The organism is Streptomyces sp. bgisy027, assembly GCF_057710365.1.
Map to the genome: position 1 here is coordinate 1 of NZ_JBYIVZ010000016.1, position 17,531 is coordinate 17,531.

Consider the following 17,531-nt stretch of genomic DNA (forward strand, 5'->3'; position numbering starts at 1 on the left):
GTTGGTCCTGGTGAGCACCTCGAACATCGCCTGCGCCGCTGGATCGGCGGCGATCGCGGCCCGCAGGTCGGCCGGCACCTCCGCTTCCGACGACGGCGCATAGGCGGCCGTCCACCGCCCGTCGGCCTTCGCGGCGTCCACCGCGGCGCGGCCGGCGGGCAGCATCAGGCCGGCCGCCTCCAACCGGGCCACGTTGGCGACGTTGCGCTGGGACCAGACGCTGCGGGGCCGGCGCGGGGTGAACCGCCTCCAGGAACTCTCCTCGTCGCGCTTGCGGGCCTGCCCGTCGATCCAGCCGAAGCACAGTGCCTCGTCGACCGCCTGCTGCCAGGTCAGCGTGGTGACGGAGCCGCCCTTCCTGGTCAGGGCGAGCCACACGCCAGGAGAGGCGGTGTGGTTGTCCAGCAGCCACGCGCGCAGCGCCGCGCCGTCGGCAACGATCAACTCGTCCAGCTCGGTTCCGGTCACCACCGCAGGTTAGTGCCGCAACCCGGTCTGGCGACCTGTCGGGGTGACGCGTTGAGCCCGCAGCGTCGGTGTCGGGTCCGGCTCGCCCTCACCGAAGCCACCGTGGAGGACGGCTGCCAGCACATCGCCACCGGCTCCCACGAACTCGGCTACCTGTCGCATGAACTGGAGGCCGGGCACGGACAGCGACGCGGCCGCGCGGACCAAGCCGCCCCGGCCGAGGCCGGGTTCGGGCCTGGCGACGCTGTTCCCGTCCCGGTCGCGGCAGGCGACGCCGTCCTCCCGGGCGTCGCGCTGCTGCACCGCTCCAACCCCAACGCCGGCGACGTGGCGCGCGTCAGCCTGAACGCCCGCTACCTCGCTCCCGGCGCGATCCGTACCCGCGACGGCTCCGCTCCCGGCACCCCCCATCGGCATGGTCATGAGCAACGGCTATCCGGCCGACAAGGCCATGGCCCTGAGTCTGTTCGCCGCCAAGATCCGCGGCGTGGCCTCGCCGAACACGCCTGCGGCCAGGGCATCGCCGCCACCTTCCGCAAGCGGACCTGGCAGGTCCACCAGTAGCTCGACTGCCTCCCGAGTAGCTCGACTGCCTCCCGCTCCACGGCTCATACGAGGCCGACCGCGATCTCGCCGCCTTCTGCACCCGGGCCGGAGCGGCGGGGACGCCAAGATCAGTCTCACCGAAAACCGCTGTACCGCTGTACCGCTGTACCGCTGTACCGATATACCCCGAGGCTGTACGTGACCGACCAGATGCGCGAACCCGCCGAGGACACCCGGGGATGGAGATCGTGACGGCGGCCTACGAGGGACTCCAGGGGCTGCGCCTCTGACGCGGGTGACGGGGTGGCGCGGGACGGCCATGCCACGGGCGCATCACGCGTCCCGCGCCACCCCCGTGCTCCCACGCTCGATCAACCGCGGCACGGGCACCCGCACGGCACGTGCCTGCCCGCCGTCGAGCAGCGCGGTCAGTTCCTGGGCCGCGGTACGGCCGAACTCCACGCTGTCGCGGGACAGGGCGGAGAGCCACGGCTTGACGATGCGGCACAGGGCCGAGTCCTCCCAGGAGACCACCGAGACGTCCGCCGGTACGGAGAAGCCGAGTTCGGCCGCCGCGGCGGCACCGGCGACGGCCATCACGTCGTTGTCGTAGATCAGCGCGGTCGGCGGAGCGGTGCCCTCCAGGACCCGGCGGGTGACCGCGGCGCCCTCGGCGTCGGAGTAGTCGGTGGTCACCGACCGCACCTCGGACAGGCCACGGCGTCCCGCCTCGGCGCGCAGGGTGCGGATACGGCGCTCGGTGTGGGCGAGCCCCGGCAGGCCTGCGATGTGCACGATCCGCCGGTGGCCGAGCGCGTACAGGCCGTCCACCACGGAGGCCATCGCGCCCGCGTCGTCGGCCCATACGGTCGACAGACCCGGGTGGCGTTCGTCGGGCGCGCCGCCGATGACCACGGCGGGCAGGCCGAGTTCGTCCAGGAGGTCCGGGCGGGGGTCGTCGGTGCGCGGATCGACGACCAGGACGCCGTCCACCCGGTGCTCGGCCCACCAGCGCCGGTACACCGCGCACTCGTCGGCGACGTCCTCCACCACCTGGAACAGCAGCCCCAGATGGCGCTCCGCCAGTACCTCCTGGATGCCCGAGACGAGCTGGAGGAAGAAGGAGTCCACCCCCAGCTTGTCGGCCGGACGCGCCAGCACGAAGCCGACCGTCGCCGCGCCCTCCCCGGACAGCGCGCGCGCCGCCGTGCTGGGCCGCCAGCCCAGCTCCTCGGCGACCTGCCGTACCCGGTCCCGGGTGTCCTCCGACACGCCCGGCCTGCCGTTCAGCGCGAAGGAGACCGCGCTCTGCGACACCCCGGCGTGCCGTGCTATGTCCTTCATCGTCGGACGCCGGGCCGGTGACCGCTTGCCTGACATCGTGCTCCCCCCATTCCGGCGGCACATTCCCCGAGCAGTATGCACTAATGCGGTTCAGTGCCGTGATTCTAATGCGGTTCAGCTCGGCAAGCCTAATGCGCATTAGTCACTAAAGAAATTAGCTGTGCGAGAGCCATTGACGGGCCCGTGGAGCGGCGTGCAGGGTCTGCCACGTCGACCAACCCGTCCGCAAAGGAGGCCGGTTCACGGTGCCCATATCCCGTAGAGCCCTCGCTGCCGCATTCGCCGTCTGTGTCGCGCTGCCGCTCAGCGCCTGTGGTTCGTCAGGCGGTGACAGCGGCAGCACCGACGCCTCCGGCAAGGTCGAGGGCGACATCACCTTCCAGACCTGGAACCTGCGCGCCAATTTCAAGGACTACTTCGAGGGCGTGATCGCCGACTTCGAGAAGGAGTACCCCGGCACGAACGTCAAGTGGATCGACCAGCCCGCCGAGGGCTACGCCGACAAGATCAGCGCCGACGCCGCCGGCGGCACGCTCCCCGACGTCGTCAACGTCTCGCCCGACCTCGTCGCCCCGCTCGCCAAGGCGGGCCTCGCGATGGACCTCGACAAGGCCGCCGGGAAGTACAGGAAGGAGTACCTGGACGGTGCCTGGGCCAGCCACCAGGTGCCCGGCATGCAGGGCACGTACGCCTTCCCCTGGTACCTCAACACCGGCCCGCTCTTCTACAACAAGACCCTGTTCAAGGAGGCCGGCCTCGACGCGGAGCAGCCGCCGAAGACGTACGACGAGGTCTTCGACGCGGCCCTGAAGATGGCGAAGGAGACGGACGGCAAGGTCGCCACCCTCGCCAACGTGCCCACCGTCGAGGACTTCGGCCGCTACGGCGTGGAGCTGATGAACAAGGAGGGCACCGCCTTCACCTTCAACGACGCGAAGGGGGTCGAACTCCTCACCAAGTACAAGGAGCTGTACGACGCCAAGGCCCTCGACCCGCAGGCGCTGACCGCCACCCCCGAGTCGTCCGGCAAGAAGTTCCTCACCGGTGCCGTCGCCATGAACCCCGGCAGCGCGCTCGACCTCGGCAACTTCAAGAAGCAGGCGCCGAACCTGTACAAGAACATCGGTATCACCGACCAGATCACCAGCACCGGCCACGTCAACATGTACGTGATGGGCGTGATGGTCAACGCGCAGACCAAGCGCACGCCCGCCGCGGTCGCCTTCGCGCACTACGTCACCGACGCCGAGCACCAGATGTCGTTCGCCAAGCAGGTCGCCATCTTCCCCAGCACCGCCGGCTCGCTCGACGACCCGTACTTCACCAAGGAGGACGGCACCGACGAGACACGGGTGCGGATCGCCGCCGCCAAGTCGCTGAAGAACGCGGTCAACTACACGCCCGTGCTGTTCAGCGAGCAGATGAAGACCGAGCTGCGCAACGAGGTCGCCAAGGCGCTGCAGGGCAAGGAGAGCCCCAAGGAAGCTCTCGACAACGCTGTCAAGGCCTGCAACACGCTGCTCCAGCAGCAGGGGTAGTACGCGATGGCCCTCTCCACCGTCTCCCGGGTGCGGCGCCAGCTGCCCACCAGCCCCTGGCTGTTCGCCGCCCCGGGCCTGCTGATCACCGGCGCCTTCATCCTGTACCCGTTCCTCTCCACGCTGGTCAACGCCTTCACCGACCGCCGCACCCTGATCCCCGGCGAGTTCGTGGGCCTGGCCAACTTCCGCGAGCTGCTGAACGACGACATGTTCTGGATCGGACTGCGCAACAGCACGCTGTACGTCCTCGGCGTCGTCCCCGCCCTCGTCGTGCTGCCCCTGCTGCTCGCGCTCCTGGTGCAGAAGAACATCCCCGGCATCACCTTCTTCCGGTCCGCCTTCTACACCCCGGTCGTCGCCTCGATCGTGGTGGTCGGGCTGATCTGGGTGTGGCTGCTCGACGAGCGCGGCCTGGTGAACTCCCTGCTGGAGACGATCGGCGTCGGCCGGGTCGGCTTCCTCAGCGACCAGTGGCTGCTCCTGCTGAGCGCCATGGCCGTGACGGTCTGGAAGGGCCTCGGCTACTACATGATCATTTACCTGGCCGCGCTCGCCAACGTGCCCCGAGAGCTGCACGAGGCGGCGGCCGTGGACGGCGCGGGCGCGATCCGCCGCTTCCTCACGGTCACCGTGCCCGCCGTCCGCTCCACCATGGTGCTGGTCGGCGCACTGTCCTCGGTCGCCGCCTTCAAGGTGTTCTCCGAGGTGTACCTGATGGCGGGCCCCAGCGGCGGCCCGGCGGGCGAGGACACCACCCTCGTGATGCTCGTCCAGCGCACCGGCACCGGCCTGACCGGCCGCGTCGGCTACGCCTCGGCCATCTCGGTCGTCGTCTTCGTCGTCACCGTCGCCCTGATGCTGCTCGTGCTGCGCGCCGACCGGAGGGAGGAGTCATGAGCGTCGTGGAGAAGGTACGGCCCACCCCCGCCGAGCCGGTGACCCGGCGCGAACCCCGCGTCACCGACGAACACGGCCGCCGCGTCCGCGTCTGGGAACTCGCCCTGCGCTATCTGCTCCTGCTGGCCGTACTCGCCCTCACCGTCGGCCCGTTCCTCTGGCAGCTGTCGACCTCCCTCAAGGGCCCCACCGAGGACATCTTCAGCTCCCCGCCGAAGTTCCTGCCGGGCGACCCGACGCTGCACAACTACGAGCGGGTCTCGGAGACCATCCCGGTCTGGGACTACGCCCTCAACTCGCTGAAGGTCGCAGCCGCCAACGTCGTCACCAACTGCGTCGGCGCGGCACTCGCGGGCTACGCCCTCGCCCGGCTGCGCTACCGGGGCCGCAAGGTCGCCACGCTCGTCTTCATCCTGGCGATGCTCGTGCCCGTGGAGGGCATCATCATCGCCCAGTTCACGACCATGCGGGAGCTCGGCCTCAACAACACCCTCATCGGCGTCGTCCTGCCGGGCTGCATCAGCGCCCTGAACGTCCTGCTGATGCGCAACGCCTTCCTGAATCTGCCGTACGAGATCGAGGAGGCGGCCTACGTCGACGGGGCCAACGTCTGGCAGCGGTTCCTGCGCATCGCGCTGCCGTCGGTGAAGGGGACCCTCGCCGTCGTGGCGATCTTCGCCTTCATGGGCGCCTGGGACGACTTCCTGTGGCCGCTGATCGTGCTGAGCGACCCGTCCAAGTTCACCCTGACCATCGGCCTCAACTATCTGCACGGCACCTTCGCCAACGACGAACGCCTGGTCGCGGCCGGCACGATCATCGCCGTCGCGCCGCTGATCGCCCTCTTCGCCTGTCTCCAGCGGTACTTCTTCCGCGGTGTCGGCGAGGGCGCGGTCAAGGGCTGAGAACCGCACCGCCTCAACGCACCTCCGTCGTACCTCCGTGACAAGGACACGCATGCCTTCTGCCGTGCGCTTCGGCGTCAACTACACCCCGAGCGAAGGGTGGTTCCACCACTGGCTCGACTTCGACCTCGACTCCGTACGCGCCGACCTCGACTCCATCGCGGCGATCGGCCTCGACCACATCCGGGTCTTCCCGCTGTGGCCGTACTTCCAGCCCAACCGCACCCTGATCCGCCCCAGGGCCGTCGCACAGCTCGTTCAGCTCGTCGACGCCGCGGCCGAACGCGGCCTCGACGTCAACGTGGACGGCCTCCAGGGCCACTTGAGCAGCTTCGACTACCTGCCCGCCTGGACCAGGACCTGGCACCGCCGCAACCTCTTCACCGACCCGGACGTCCTCGACGGCCAGGCGACCTACCTGCGCACCCTCGCCGCCGCCCTCGCCGACCGGCCGAACTTCCTCGGCATGACCCTCGGCAACGAGGTCAACCAGTTCTCGGCGGGCCCGCACCCGGATCCCGACCGCGCCACCGAGGACGAGATCGACCGCTGGCTCACGCGCATGCTCGCCGCCTGCGAGGAGGGCGCCCCCGGCCGGCTGCATCTGCACGCCGAGTACGACGCCACCTGGTACCAGGACGACCAGCCGTTCACGCCGGCCCAGGCGGCCCGCCGCGGCGCCGTCACGGCCGTGCACTCCTGGGTCTTCAACGGCACCGCCCAGCGCCACGGCCGTACCTCCGTCCCGTCCGAGCACCACGCCGCCTGGCTCGTCGAGCTGAGCAAGGCGTGGGCCGGCGACCCGCATCGGCCCGTCTGGCTCCAGGAGGTCGGCGCGCCCGCGCCCCTGGTCCCGCCCGAGCACGCCGCCGCCTTCACCGCGGCGACCGTCGAGAACGCCCTGGACTGCCCCGACCTGTGGGGCATCACCTGGTGGTGCTCCCACGACGTCTCCCGTGAGCTGGCCGACTTCCCCGCACTCGAATACGGGCTCGGCCTGCTGACCAACGACCGCAAACCGAAGGACACGGCCCGGGTGCTGGAGCGGGCGGCCCGGGAGGAGCCACGGACGCCCGAGCCGCGCACGACGGCGCTGGTCGTCCCCGCCGATCCGGGCTCCCGCTCGCTCTGCGCACCGGGCGGCCCGGTCTTCGACGCCTATTTCCGGCTGGTCGCCGACGGCGCCCGCCCCACCACCGTCCTCGATGTGCGCGCAGCCGACCAGGAACACCTCGCGGCCCGCGGCATCACCGAGGTCGTCGCTCCCGATCAGGTACTCCCCACCCCACAAGGAGGCACCCGCTCGTGAAACCCACCAGACGCACCGTCCTCATCGCCGCCGCCACGGCCGCGATGCTGCCCTCGTCCCCGGCGGTGGCGGCGCCGAGGCCCAGGGCCGCCGCCCTCCAGCCGTACGCCTCCTACTGGTACCCGGACTCGCTGCCCTCCGGCAGCCCGGGCACCGGCATCACCTGGCGCAGCCTGAAGTCCTGGCGCCCCGCCGACGACGCGGACCTCGCCTTCAACGCCTCGACGGTGCCGCTCGCCCCGCGCTTCACCCCGGCCCCGGCCAACTCGACCGCCCGCTCGGACCAGGCCAGGATCCAGTCCCTGGTCTCCTTCGGGCCCACCGCGAGCAACCCCTCCCAGGGCTCCGCCACCGCCGACTACTACGCCCTCACGCACTGGGCGTACATCGACGAGCTGGTGTTCTGGGGCGGCTCCTCCGGCGAGGGGCTGATCCTCGCCCCGAACGCGCCGATCGTGGATGCCGCCCACCGCCACGGAGTGCCCGTCCTCGGCAACATCTTCCTGCCGCCGGTCGCCTACGGCGGGCAGTTGCAGTGGACCCGTGACCTGGTGCAGAAGGACGCGGCCGGACGGTATCCGCTGGCCGACCGGCTGGTCGCGGTCGCGGCGGCGTACGGCTTCGACGGGTGGTTCGTCAACGCCGAGACCAGCGGCGGGAACACCGCCCTGGGCACCGAAATGTTCGGCTTCCTGCGCGAGCTGAAATCGCTCGCCGGGGCCAAGGGGCAGCGGGTCACCTGGTACGACTCGATGACCGTGAACGGCAGCGTGAGCTGGCAGGGCGCGCTCAACGCGCAGAACGAGGCGTTCTTCCAGGCCGCCGACGACATGTTCGTCGACTTCCGCTGGACGGCCGCGAAACTGACCTCTTCGGGGCAGCGGGCCGGTCAACTGGGCCGCAGTCGCTACGAGCTGTGGGCCGGCGTCGACGTCGAGTCGAACGGCTGGAACTCGTCCGTGAACTGGGACGCCATCGTGCCCCGCGACAAGGCGCACGTCGTGTCGCTCGGCTTCTACCGGCCCGAGTGGACCCGCAACCACCTGCCGGCCGACGGCCGGACGCCGGGCGACTTCCACGCCGCCGACGACCACTTCTGGACCGGGCGGTCACTGGACCCCTCGCGGCCGGACGCCACGGACAGCTGGCGCGCGCCTGCCGTCTCGGTGGCCGACCGGTCCACGGTCACCTCGTTGCCGTTCGCGAGCGTCTTCAACACCGGGCACGGGCTGCGCTGGTACGAGGACGGGCAGGTGACGTCGGACGCGGCCTGGAACCATCTGGGCCTCCAGGACCGGCTGCCGTCCCGCCGCTGGGTCGTGCACACCGACGGTCGGCGACCCGCGGTGACCTTCGACTTCGCGGCCGCGTGGCGCGGCGGCAGCAGTGTGCTCGTCGACGGGGCACTGGACCGGCCGACCGTACTGGACGTGTATGCGACACGACTGCCGATCACCGCCGACACGGTCGTCGAGCTGACCCACCGGACGGACACGGGCGCCGTGAGGGCCGACCTGGCCGTCGCCACCGCCGAGCCCACCACGCCCGGGGCGACACCGCCGTACACCTACTACCCCTTGACCGTGACCTCGGACAGTGGCTGGCAGACCACGACCGTGCGGCTCACCGGTCTGTCGGGCACCCTGCGCGCGATCGGCGTCCGGCTCACCTCGGCCGACGGCGGTGCTGTGCGGTGGCGGCTCGGCGGCCTCGCCGTCCGCAACGCCCCGCAGACCCCCACGGCGCCCACCGGCTTCCGGGTCACCGCGGCCTCGGGCGGCGACCTGCGCCTGGCCTGGAATCCGGCATCCGGCGACGTACGCCACCACACCCTGCACCGCTTCCTGCCCGACGGCACCCGGCGCTTCCTCGGGGGCACCTGCCAGAGCGCGTACTTCCTCGGCGGCCTCAAGCCCGAACAGGGCGAGCAGGAGGCACGGTTCGAACTGCGTGCCGTAGGGGAGCTGTACACCACGTCGGCCCCCGTGACCGTCACCCACCGCTGGTAATCACCCGCCCGGACGACCTACGGAGCACCCCGCATGCATGACGACCGCAACCTGGTCGAAGCCCGCCTGAGGCGCGTCCTCGACGAGCGCATCCGCCCCGCCGTGTACCCCGAGTCCGTGCCGCTGGACGTGGCGGTGTGGCACGCGCCCGGCGAGCCGGTGCCCGTCGCCGAGGGACTCGCGGCCGAACCCGAGCCGATCGAGGTGGGCGCCCGCTGGGGTGCTCCGTGGGGCACCAGCTGGTTCCGGGTCACCGGGACCGTGCCCGAGGCGTGGGCCGGCAGGACCGTCGAGGCCCTGCTGGACCTCGGGTTCGACGAGAACATGCCCGGCTTCCAGTGCGAGGGCCTGGTCTACCGGCCCGACGGCACCCCGGTGAAGGGCCTCAACCCCCGCAACCAGTGGGTGCGCGTCGGCGCCCCGGTGGCGGGCGGCGAGGAGGTGCGGCTGCACATCGAGGCGGCCTCCAACCCCGTCATCCTCGACTACCACCCCTTCCTGCCCACGCAGCTGGGCGACAAGGAGACCGCCGGCAGCGAACCCCAGTACAGGCTCACCCGGATGGATCTCGCCGTCCTCGACGAGAACGTCTGGCAGCTCGTCATCGACCTGGAGGTGCTCGGCGAGCTGATGGCGGAGCTGCCGGTGGAGTCGGCGCGGCGCTGGGACGTCCTGCGGGCGGTGGAGCGGGCGCTCGACGCGATCGACCTCCAGGACGTGAACGGCACCGCGGCGCGGGCCAGGGAGCAGCTCGCCGAGGTCCTCGCCGTGCCCGCCGTGCCGTCCGCCCACCGCATCAGCGCCGTCGGACACGCGCACATCGACTCGGCATGGCTGTGGCCGCTGCGCGAGACGGTGCGCAAGGTGGCCCGTACGACGTCCAACATGACCGCGCTCATCGAGGACGAGCCCGACTTCGTCTTCGCCATGTCCCAGGCCCAGCAGTGGGCGTGGGTGAAGGAGCACCGGCCCGAGGTGTGGGCGCGGGTGAAGAAGGCGGTCGCCGACGGCCGGTTCGTACCGGCGGGCGGCATGTGGGTGGAGTCGGACACCAACATGCCGGGCTCCGAGGCGATGGCCCGGCAGTTCGTGCACGGCAAGCGGTTCTTCCTCGACGAGTTCGGCATCGAGAACGACGAGGCGTGGCTGCCCGACACCTTCGGCTTCGCCGCGGGACTGCCGCAGATCATCAAGGCGGCGGGCTCCAAGTGGCTGCTGACGCAGAAGATCTCCTGGAGCCAGACCAACAAGTTCCCGCACCACACCTTCCAGTGGGAGGGCATCGACGGCACCCGGATCTTCACGCACTTCCCGCCCGTCGACACCTACAACTGCTCCATGAAGGGCAGCGAGATCGCCCACGCGGCCCGCAACTTCAAGGACAAGGGCGCGGCCCGGCACTCCCTGGCCCCCACGGGCTGGGGCGACGGAGGCGGCGGCACCACCCGCGAGATGATCGCCAAGTCGGCCCGGCTGCGCGACCTGGAGGGCTCGGCCACCGTCGTCTGGGAGACCCCGGACGCCTTCTTCCGCAAGGCCGAGGCCGAGTACACCGACGCGCCCGTCTGGGTCGGCGAGCTCTATCTCGAACTGCACCGCGCCACCCTCACCAGCCAGGCCAGGACCAAGCAGGGCAACCGGCGCAGCGAACACCTCCTGCGCGAGGCCGAGCTGTGGGCCGCGACCGCCGCCGTGCGCGCCGGATTCCCCTACCCGTACGAGGAGTTGGACCGGATCTGGAAGACGGTGCTGCTGCACCAGTTCCACGACATCCTGCCCGGCTCGTCCATCGCCTGGGTGCACCGTGAGGCACGCGCCACCTACGAGCGCCTCGCGGGCGAGCTGAACGCCGTCATCGACGCGGCCCAGCGCGCCCTGGCGGGCGAGGGCACGACCGAGCTCGTCTTCAACTCCGCCCCGCACCCGCGCGAAGGCGTCCCGGCGGGCGGGGCACGGCCCCGGATGACCGAGGGCCGCACGTCGCTCGCACCGCGCCCCGACGGCGGCTTCGTCCTCGACAACGGCCTGCTGCGCGTCGAGATCGACGCCCGGGGCCTGGTCGTGTCGGCGTACGACGTCGAGGGCGACCGCGAGACGATCCCGCCGGGCGGCGCCGCAGGTCTTCTCCAGTTGCACCCCGACTTCCCGAACATGTGGGACGCCTGGGACGTCGACGCGTTCTACCGCCACACCGTCACCGACCTGACCGGCGTGGACGACCTCGCGCCCGGTGCGGACGGGGCCTCGGTGCGGGTCACCCGGACCTTCGGCGACTCCCGAGTCACGCAGCACCTGTCGCTCGCGCCGGGAGACAAGCGGCTGCTGTTCGACACGGAGGTCGACTGGCACGAGACGGAGAAGTTCCTGAAGCTGGCGTTCCCGCTCGACGTGCACGCGGAGAGGTACGCCTCGGAGACACAGTTCGGGCACTTCCACCGGCCCACACACACCAACACCAGCTGGGAGGCGGCCAAGTTCGAGGCCTGCAACCACCGTTTCGTCCATGTCGAGGAGCCCGGCTGGGGCGCCGCCGTCGTCAACGACTCGACCTACGGCCACGACGTGACCCGCACGGTCCGCACCGACGGCGACCAGGGCACGACCACCACGGTCCGGGTCTCGCTGCTGCGCGCCCCGCGCTTCCCGGACCCCGAGACCGACCAGGGCGCTCACCGGTTCCGGCACGCCCTGGTGCCCGGCGCGGGCATCGCGGACGCGGTGCGTGAGGGCTGGCGGATCAATCTGCCGCAGCGGCGGATCACCGGCGGGACAGAGGTGTCCCCGCTGGTGACGGTGGACCGGGACGCCGTCGTGATCACGGCGGTGAAACTGGCCGACGACGGCAGCGGGGACGTGGTGGTCCGCCTCCACGAGGCGCACGGCGGCCGGACACGGGCCACGCTGACGGCGGACTTCGAGGTCGCGGACGTCGCGGCGACGGATCTGCTGGAACGTCCGCTGCCGGAGCCGCCGCCGCGCGAAGGGGCGTGCGTCGCGCTGCGGTTGCGCCCCTTCGAGCTGGTCACGCTGCGGTTGCGCCGCTCGTAGGCGCACGAACGGGTAGCGGTGGCGCGTCGGCCTGAGGTGATCAAGCAACTGTGCCCACACTCAAGGGGGTCGGTGTCACATCACGCCCTGGAGGCACAATTGAAGCTTGTCACGCGAGCTCAGCTCGGCTGGCCGGCATCCGCCGCACCCACGCAGACCTCGACCAAGGGCGTGAAGGTCCACTACGAAGGCGCACCGGTCAGTGTCCAGCTGCTGGACGACCACGACCTGTGCATCGCCGAGTGGAAGCAGATCCGCGTCGACCACCTGGCGAACAAGAAGGAGAACTACTCGGACATCGCCTACAACTATGGCGCCTGCCCGCACGGCTTCCTCCTGGAGGGCCGCGGCCTCGGCAGGCGCACCGGGGCGAACGGCAACCAGGACCTCAACCGCGGCCACTACGCCATCATGGGCCTGGTCGGCTCGGAAGGGCTGACCAGGCCGACCGACGCGATGCTCGGGGCCATCCGCGACGGCATCGAGCTGCTGCGCCGCCACGGCGCCGGCAACGAGATCAAGGGACACCGGGACGGCCTCGCCACGGAGTGCCCCGGCAAGCACCTGTACGCCTGGGTGCAGAAGGGCGCCCCGCGTCCCGGCGGTTCGACGCCCGAGCCCGGTCCGCGACCGGTGATCGACGTGTCCAAGGTGGTCGCGGCCGCCCTGAACGACCCGGCCCGGGCCGGAACGCCCGTGTCGTACGCGGGCGTCAGGACCGTGGAGAAGGCACTCGTCGCGGAGGGCCTCCTCGCCGCGCGCCTCGCGGACGGCCACTTCGGCACCGCGACCGTCAAGGCGTACGCCGCCTGGCAGCGCCGCTGCGGGTTCACGGGCGACGACGCCAACGGCATTCCGGGCTTCACGTCACTTCAGAGGCTCGGACGGGAGCACGGCTTCGACGTGAAGGCCTAGCGCAGCCGGGAGCGGGGCGGTTCCTCGCACCTCCCGGGTGAGGGGGGCCGCCCCGGTCAGCCGAGCTGGGCCCGCAGCCACTCCTCCACCTCGCCCACATGCGCGGCCGCCGCGGCCCTCGCCGCCTCCGGATCGCGGGCGACCAGGGCCCGGTGGATCGCGGCGTGTTCGCGACGGGTGCGCTCGAAGGCGCCCTCCTCCTGGTAGCCGCGCCAGACGCGGGCGCGGAAGGTGCGGGAGGACAGGCCCTCCAGGATCGCCGCCATGGTGTCGTTGCCCGCGGCCACCGCGATCTCGCGGTGGAACGCCAGGTCGTGCGCGAGGATCTCCTCCGGGTCGTCCGTGGCGTTCATCGCGGTGAGGTGCTTCTCGACCTCCGACAGCTGGTCCGGCGTGATCCGCGCCGCCGCCAGGGCCGTCGCCGTCGACTCCAGGACGCGGCGCACCTCCAGCAGCTCCACCAGCCGCGGGCCCCGGGACAGATCGGCGACCACACCGAACGTCTCCAGAAGGTCGCCGGCCTCCAGCTGGGTGACGTAGATGCCCGAACCGTGCCGGGCCTCCAGCACGCCCAGCACCGTCAGCGCGCGGATCGCCTCCCGCATCGAGCTGCGGGAGATGCCGAGCTGCGCCGCCAGATCGCGCTCGGTCGGCAGCCGCTGCCCGGGCTCCAGCCGCCCCTCCGCGATCATCGCCTTGATCCGCTCGATGGCGCGCTGCGTCACGGTGCCCTTCTGCGGGGCCGTCTCGTCCACGTTCACGCCGTTCCTCCTGTCACCGGTGCGCGCAGTCTAACCAGCGAGGTGGTCGGACCAATACAGTCTCGATGCCGGAAAATGTGCCGCTGGAGGGTGTTCTTTCCCGGAAGTGGTCTGATAAATATGCGGGCATCTGCTCGAACCATGTGCTCGAACACGCTCAACGAGGAGCCGCCAGATGCCCGGCACTACAGCGCGGAAGCAGAACAGGTCACGGAAGGTCGGGGCGGTGTGCGCTCTCGCCGGCGCCTCGCTCGTGCTCGCCGCCTGCGGCAGCACCAAGGACACCGGCGCGTCGAGCGCCGAAGGCGGCGGCAGCGGCAAGGTCGGGGTGATCCTGCCCCTGCTGACGTCGCCGTTCTGGCAGTCGTACAACGACTACGTGCCGAAGATGGCCGACTCCGAGGGCGTCGACGCGCTCAAGACGGTCAACTCCAACAGCGACCCGTCCCAGCAGATCACCGACATCAACAACCAGCTCAACCAGAACGTGAAGGGCCTCGTCGTGGCCCCGCTGGACAGCGCCGCCATCGAGGCCGGCCTCGACCAGGCCGAGCGCAAGGGCGTGCCGGTCGTCGCCGTCGACGTGGCGCCCGACAAGGGCAAGGTCGCGATGGTGGTGCGCGCCGACAACGTGGCCTACGGCGAGAAGGCCTGCCAGTACCTCGGCGAGCGGATCCCTTCCGGCAAGGTCGTGCAGATCATGGGCGACCTCGCCTCGGTCAACGGCCGCGACCGCTCCGAGGCCTTCCGGGCCTGTGTGAAGAAGGACTTCCCGAAGCTCAAGGTCCTTGAGATACCGGCCAAGTGGGAGTCCGACGCCGCGGCCTCCAAACTGGACACCCTCCTGAACGCCAATCCCGACATCAAGGGCATCTACCTGCAGGCCGGCGGCGTCTACCTCGCCCCGACCCTGCAGACCCTGAAGTCCAAGGGGATGCTGAAGAAGGCCGGACAGGACGGGCACATCACGATCGTCTCCAACGACGGCATCCCGCAGGAGTACGACGCCATCCGCAAGGGCGAGATCGACGCGACCGTCTCCCAGCCCGCCGACCTGTACGCCCAGTACGGCATGTACTACATCAAGGCGGCGATGGAGGGGAAGACGTTCCAGCCCGGCCCGACGGACCACGACTCCACCATCGTGAAGCTGCCCAGCGGCATCCTGGAGGATCAGCTGCCCGCGCCGCTGGTCACCAAGGACAACGTCGACGACCCGAAGCTCTGGGGCAACACGGTCAAATGACGACGCCACTCGTACAGGCGCGGGACATCGTCAAGCGCTACGGTCCCACCACCGCCCTCGCCGACGGACGGCTCACCGTCCTGCCCGGCGAGTCGCACGCCCTCGTCGGCCGCAACGGCGCCGGCAAGTCGACCCTGGTCCAGATCCTCACCGGACTCCAGGCCGCCGACGAGGGCGAGGTCCGCTTCGACGGCGAGCCCGCGCCCCCGCTCGCCGACCGGGACGCCTGGCGCCGCAAGGTGGCCTGCGTCTACCAGAAGCCCACCGTCGTCCCCGAGCTGACGGTCGCCGAGAGCCTGTACATCAACCGGCAGCCGCTCAACCGCGGCTTCATCAGCTGGCGCAAGCTGCGCTCCGAGGCCGCCGAACTCCTCGCCACCTGGGACGTGCACGTCGACCCGCAGGCCCGCACCGCCGACCTCAAGGTCGAGGACCGTCAGATGGTGGAGATCGCACGGGCGCTCAGCTTCGGCGCCCGCTTCATCATCCTCGACGAGCCCACCGCGCAGCTCGACAACCGCGAGATCGAGCGGCTGTTCACACGGATGCGGGCGCTCCAGGACTCCGGCGTCACGTTCCTGTTCATCTCGCACCACCTCCAGGAGGTGTACGAGGTCTGCCAGACCGTCACGGTCCTGCGTGACGCCCGCTGGATCACCACCGCCCCGGTCGCCGAACTCCCGCGCCGGGCCCTGGTGGAGGCCATGGCGGGGGAGTCCCTGGAGGCCATCGCCGACCAGGCCGTGGACCCAAGGGACGTCGACCACGACGCCCCCGTCCTGCTCGAAGCCCGCGGGCTCACCTCACCGGCGTACGACCGCATCGACCTCACCGTCCGCCGCGGCGAGGTAGTCGGGCTCGCCGGGATCAGCGGCAGCGGCAAGGTGGAACTCGCCGAGTCCTTCGCGGGGCTGCACACCCCGACCGGCGGGACCGCACAACTGGGCGGAGAGCGGCTGCCGTTCGGGAATGTGGGAGCCGCCCTCGACGCGGGCGTCGCCTGCGTGCCCCGCGACCGGCACGACCAGGGCCTCGTCGCCGGCATGACCATCGGCGACAACGCCACCATGAGCGTCCTGGAACGGCTCGGCCGCTTCGGGTTCGTCGGCACCGAACGCAAGCGCGGTCTCGCCACCGCCCTCATCGAGCGCCTCGACATCCACACCGAGGGCCCCGACCAGCCCGTCTCCGACCTGTCCGGCGGCAACGCACAGAAGGTCGTCATGGCCCGCGCTCTCGCCTCCGACCCCCGGCTGCTGGTGCTGATCAACCCCACCGCGGGCGTGGACGTGAAGTCCAAGGAATCCCTGCTGGCCCGGGTGGACAGCGCCCGCGAGGACGGCATCGCCGTGCTCGTCGTCTCCGACGAACTCGACGACCTGCGCCGCTGCGACCGCGTCCTCGTCCTGTTCCACGGCCGTGTCGTCGCCGAGCACCCGGCGGGCTGGCGCGACCACGAGCTGATCGCCTCCATCGAAGGAGTGGACCACCATGGCTGACACCAAGGCCCCGCCGGCCCTGCCCCTGAAGGTGCCGGACGCCCGTGCCGCCAGGACCGTCCTGCTCCGCCGCGCCCGTGAACTCGCCCTCGTCCCGGCGCTGCTGCTGCTCCTGGTGCTCGGCGCGGTGGTCAACGACTCGTTCCTCACCGAGCGGAACCTGATCTCGATCCTCGGCGCGTCCGCCGCGCTCGCGATGGTCGTGCTGGCCGAGTCGCTGGTCCTGATCACCGGCAAGTTCGACCTGTCCCTCGAATCCGTCGTCGGCATCGCGCCCGCCGTCGGGGCGCTGCTCGTGCTGCCCGCCGCGCAGTCCGGCTGGGGCACCGAACTCCCCGCCGCCCTCTCCCTGCTGGCGGTCCTCCTGGTGGGCGCGGCCGTGGGTGCCTTCAACGGGATCCTGGTCGTGAAGTTCAGGCTCAACGCGTTCATCGTGACCCTCGCGATGCTCATCGTCCTGCGCGGGCTGCTGGTCGGCGCGACCAAGGGCAAGACCCTGTTCGGGATGCCCGAGAGCTTCTACTCCCTGGCCACCACCACGTTCATCGGCATCCCGATGTCGGTGTGGCTGGCGGCCACCGCCTTCGCGGTCGCCGGTCTCGTCCTCAAGTACCACCGCATCGGACGCGCCCTGTACGCCATCGGCGGCAACGCGGACGCCGCCCGCGCGGCCGGCATCAGGGTCGAGCGCGTGATGCTCGGCGTGTTCGTCGTCGCGGGCACCCTCGCGGCCGTCGGCGGGATCATCCAGACCGGCTACGTCGGCGCGATCAGCGCGAATCAGGGCAACAACATGATCTTCACCGTGTTCGCGGCCGCGGTGATCGGCGGCATCAGCCTCGACGGCGGCAAGGGCACCATGTTCGGCGCCCTGACGGGCGTACTCCTGCTGGGCGTGGTCCAGAACCTGCTCACCCTCGCCCAGGTCCCGTCGTTCTGGATCCAGGCCATCTACGGCGGAATCATCCTGATCGCCCTCATGATCGCCCGTGTCACCACGGGCCGGGCCCAGGACTGACCACGGCCGCCAACCGCCCCTCGAC

Annotated in this window: 14 protein-coding genes; 11 read left to right on the top strand and 3 right to left on the bottom strand. The window is 70.8% G+C overall.

The window, feature by feature from the left end:
• Nucleotides 1-468 (bottom strand): YdeI/OmpD-associated family protein (locus AC3ETA_RS18000; protein WP_432193908.1); only part of this gene is annotated, 468 nt, incomplete at its 3' end.
• 51 nt (nt 469-519) lie between these two features.
• Between AC3ETA_RS18000 and AC3ETA_RS18005 the strand changes: the two genes are divergently transcribed.
• Nucleotides 520-1,032, top strand: coding sequence for a phytanoyl-CoA dioxygenase family protein (locus tag AC3ETA_RS18005; RefSeq protein WP_432193909.1), 513 nt, complete (start codon nt 520-522; stop codon nt 1,030-1,032).
• Between the two features lie 315 nt (nt 1,033-1,347).
• On the opposite strand, the gene AC3ETA_RS18010 is transcribed toward AC3ETA_RS18005, so the two are convergent.
• Entirely contained in the window at nt 1,348-2,394 is a 1,047-nt protein-coding gene (locus AC3ETA_RS18010; protein ID WP_432193910.1) for a LacI family DNA-binding transcriptional regulator, read from the bottom strand.
• 209 nt (nt 2,395-2,603) lie between these two features.
• Between AC3ETA_RS18010 and AC3ETA_RS18015 the strand changes: the two genes are divergently transcribed.
• From AC3ETA_RS18015 to AC3ETA_RS18045, 7 genes are all read left to right on the top strand, one after another.
• A complete protein-coding gene (locus tag AC3ETA_RS18015; RefSeq protein WP_432193911.1) occupies nt 2,604-3,896 on the top strand; it encodes an ABC transporter substrate-binding protein in 1,293 nt (430 codons plus the stop codon).
• 6 nt (nt 3,897-3,902) lie between these two features.
• Entirely contained in the window at nt 3,903-4,796 is an 894-nt protein-coding gene (locus tag AC3ETA_RS18020) for a carbohydrate ABC transporter permease (RefSeq protein WP_030953551.1), read from the top strand.
• Complete coding sequence (locus AC3ETA_RS18025; protein ID WP_432193912.1) at nt 4,793-5,701, top strand: carbohydrate ABC transporter permease; 909 nt, start codon at nt 4,793-4,795, stop codon at nt 5,699-5,701. Before AC3ETA_RS18020 ends, AC3ETA_RS18025 begins: the two co-directional genes overlap by 4 nt.
• A 52-nt stretch (nt 5,702-5,753) precedes the next feature.
• Nucleotides 5,754-7,010 (top strand): glycoside hydrolase 5 family protein, encoded by a 1,257-nt coding sequence (locus tag AC3ETA_RS18030; protein WP_432193913.1) that lies wholly within the window; start codon nt 5,754-5,756, stop codon nt 7,008-7,010.
• The gene (locus AC3ETA_RS18035; protein ID WP_432193914.1) at nt 7,007-9,019 is read left to right on the top strand and encodes an endo-beta-N-acetylglucosaminidase; all 2,013 of its coding nucleotides are present in this window, start codon (nt 7,007-7,009) and stop codon (nt 9,017-9,019) included. The genes AC3ETA_RS18030 and AC3ETA_RS18035 overlap by 4 nt, the downstream gene beginning before the upstream one ends.
• A gap of 33 nt (nt 9,020-9,052) precedes the next feature.
• On the top strand, nt 9,053-12,067 hold the full coding sequence (locus AC3ETA_RS18040) for an alpha-mannosidase (protein ID WP_432193915.1): 3,015 nt from the start codon (nt 9,053-9,055) through the stop codon (nt 12,065-12,067).
• Nucleotides 12,068-12,166: 99 nt separating this feature from the next.
• Nucleotides 12,167-12,982: an N-acetylmuramoyl-L-alanine amidase gene (locus tag AC3ETA_RS18045; protein WP_432193916.1), complete on the top strand. Its 816-nt coding sequence runs from the start codon at nt 12,167-12,169 to the stop codon at nt 12,980-12,982.
• Between the two features lie 56 nt (nt 12,983-13,038).
• Here AC3ETA_RS18045 and AC3ETA_RS18050 read toward each other — a convergent pair whose 3' ends face one another.
• Nucleotides 13,039-13,737, bottom strand: coding sequence for a FadR/GntR family transcriptional regulator (locus AC3ETA_RS18050; protein WP_432194059.1), 699 nt, complete (start codon nt 13,735-13,737; stop codon nt 13,039-13,041).
• A 181-nt stretch (nt 13,738-13,918) separates the two neighbouring features.
• Between AC3ETA_RS18050 and AC3ETA_RS18055 the strand changes: the two genes are divergently transcribed.
• Genes AC3ETA_RS18055 through AC3ETA_RS18065 form a run of 3 tightly spaced genes read left to right on the top strand, consistent with a single transcriptional unit; the run spans nt 13,919 to nt 17,506 of the window.
• Nucleotides 13,919-14,989, top strand: a complete 1,071-nt coding sequence (locus tag AC3ETA_RS18055) for a sugar ABC transporter substrate-binding protein (RefSeq protein WP_432193917.1) — start codon at nt 13,919-13,921, stop codon at nt 14,987-14,989.
• Nucleotides 14,986-16,488, top strand: a complete 1,503-nt coding sequence (locus tag AC3ETA_RS18060) for a sugar ABC transporter ATP-binding protein (RefSeq protein WP_432193918.1) — start codon at nt 14,986-14,988, stop codon at nt 16,486-16,488. Before AC3ETA_RS18055 ends, AC3ETA_RS18060 begins: the two co-directional genes overlap by 4 nt.
• Nucleotides 16,481-17,506 (top strand): ABC transporter permease, encoded by a 1,026-nt coding sequence (locus tag AC3ETA_RS18065; protein ID WP_432193919.1) that lies wholly within the window; start codon nt 16,481-16,483, stop codon nt 17,504-17,506. Before AC3ETA_RS18060 ends, AC3ETA_RS18065 begins: the two co-directional genes overlap by 8 nt.
• Nucleotides 17,507-17,531: the final 25 nt, after the last annotated feature.

Bases quoted from the DNA above. Each gene is read 5' to 3' on its own strand.
- AC3ETA_RS18010 (WP_432193910.1), bottom strand. From the start codon at position 2,394: ATGTCAGGCAAGCGGTCACCGGCCCGGCGTCCGACGATGAAGGACATA.
- AC3ETA_RS18020 (WP_030953551.1), top strand. From the start codon at position 3,903: ATGGCCCTCTCCACCGTCTCCCGGGTGCGGCGCCAGCTGCCCACCAGC.
- AC3ETA_RS18025 (WP_432193912.1), top strand. From the start codon at position 4,793: ATGAGCGTCGTGGAGAAGGTACGGCCCACCCCCGCCGAGCCGGTGACC.
- AC3ETA_RS18030 (WP_432193913.1), top strand. From the start codon at position 5,754: ATGCCTTCTGCCGTGCGCTTCGGCGTCAACTACACCCCGAGCGAAGGG.
- AC3ETA_RS18040 (WP_432193915.1), top strand. From the start codon at position 9,053: ATGCATGACGACCGCAACCTGGTCGAAGCCCGCCTGAGGCGCGTCCTC.
- AC3ETA_RS18055 (WP_432193917.1), top strand. From the start codon at position 13,919: ATGCCCGGCACTACAGCGCGGAAGCAGAACAGGTCACGGAAGGTCGGG.
- AC3ETA_RS18060 (WP_432193918.1), top strand. From the start codon at position 14,986: ATGACGACGCCACTCGTACAGGCGCGGGACATCGTCAAGCGCTACGGT.
- AC3ETA_RS18065 (WP_432193919.1), top strand. From the start codon at position 16,481: ATGGCTGACACCAAGGCCCCGCCGGCCCTGCCCCTGAAGGTGCCGGAC.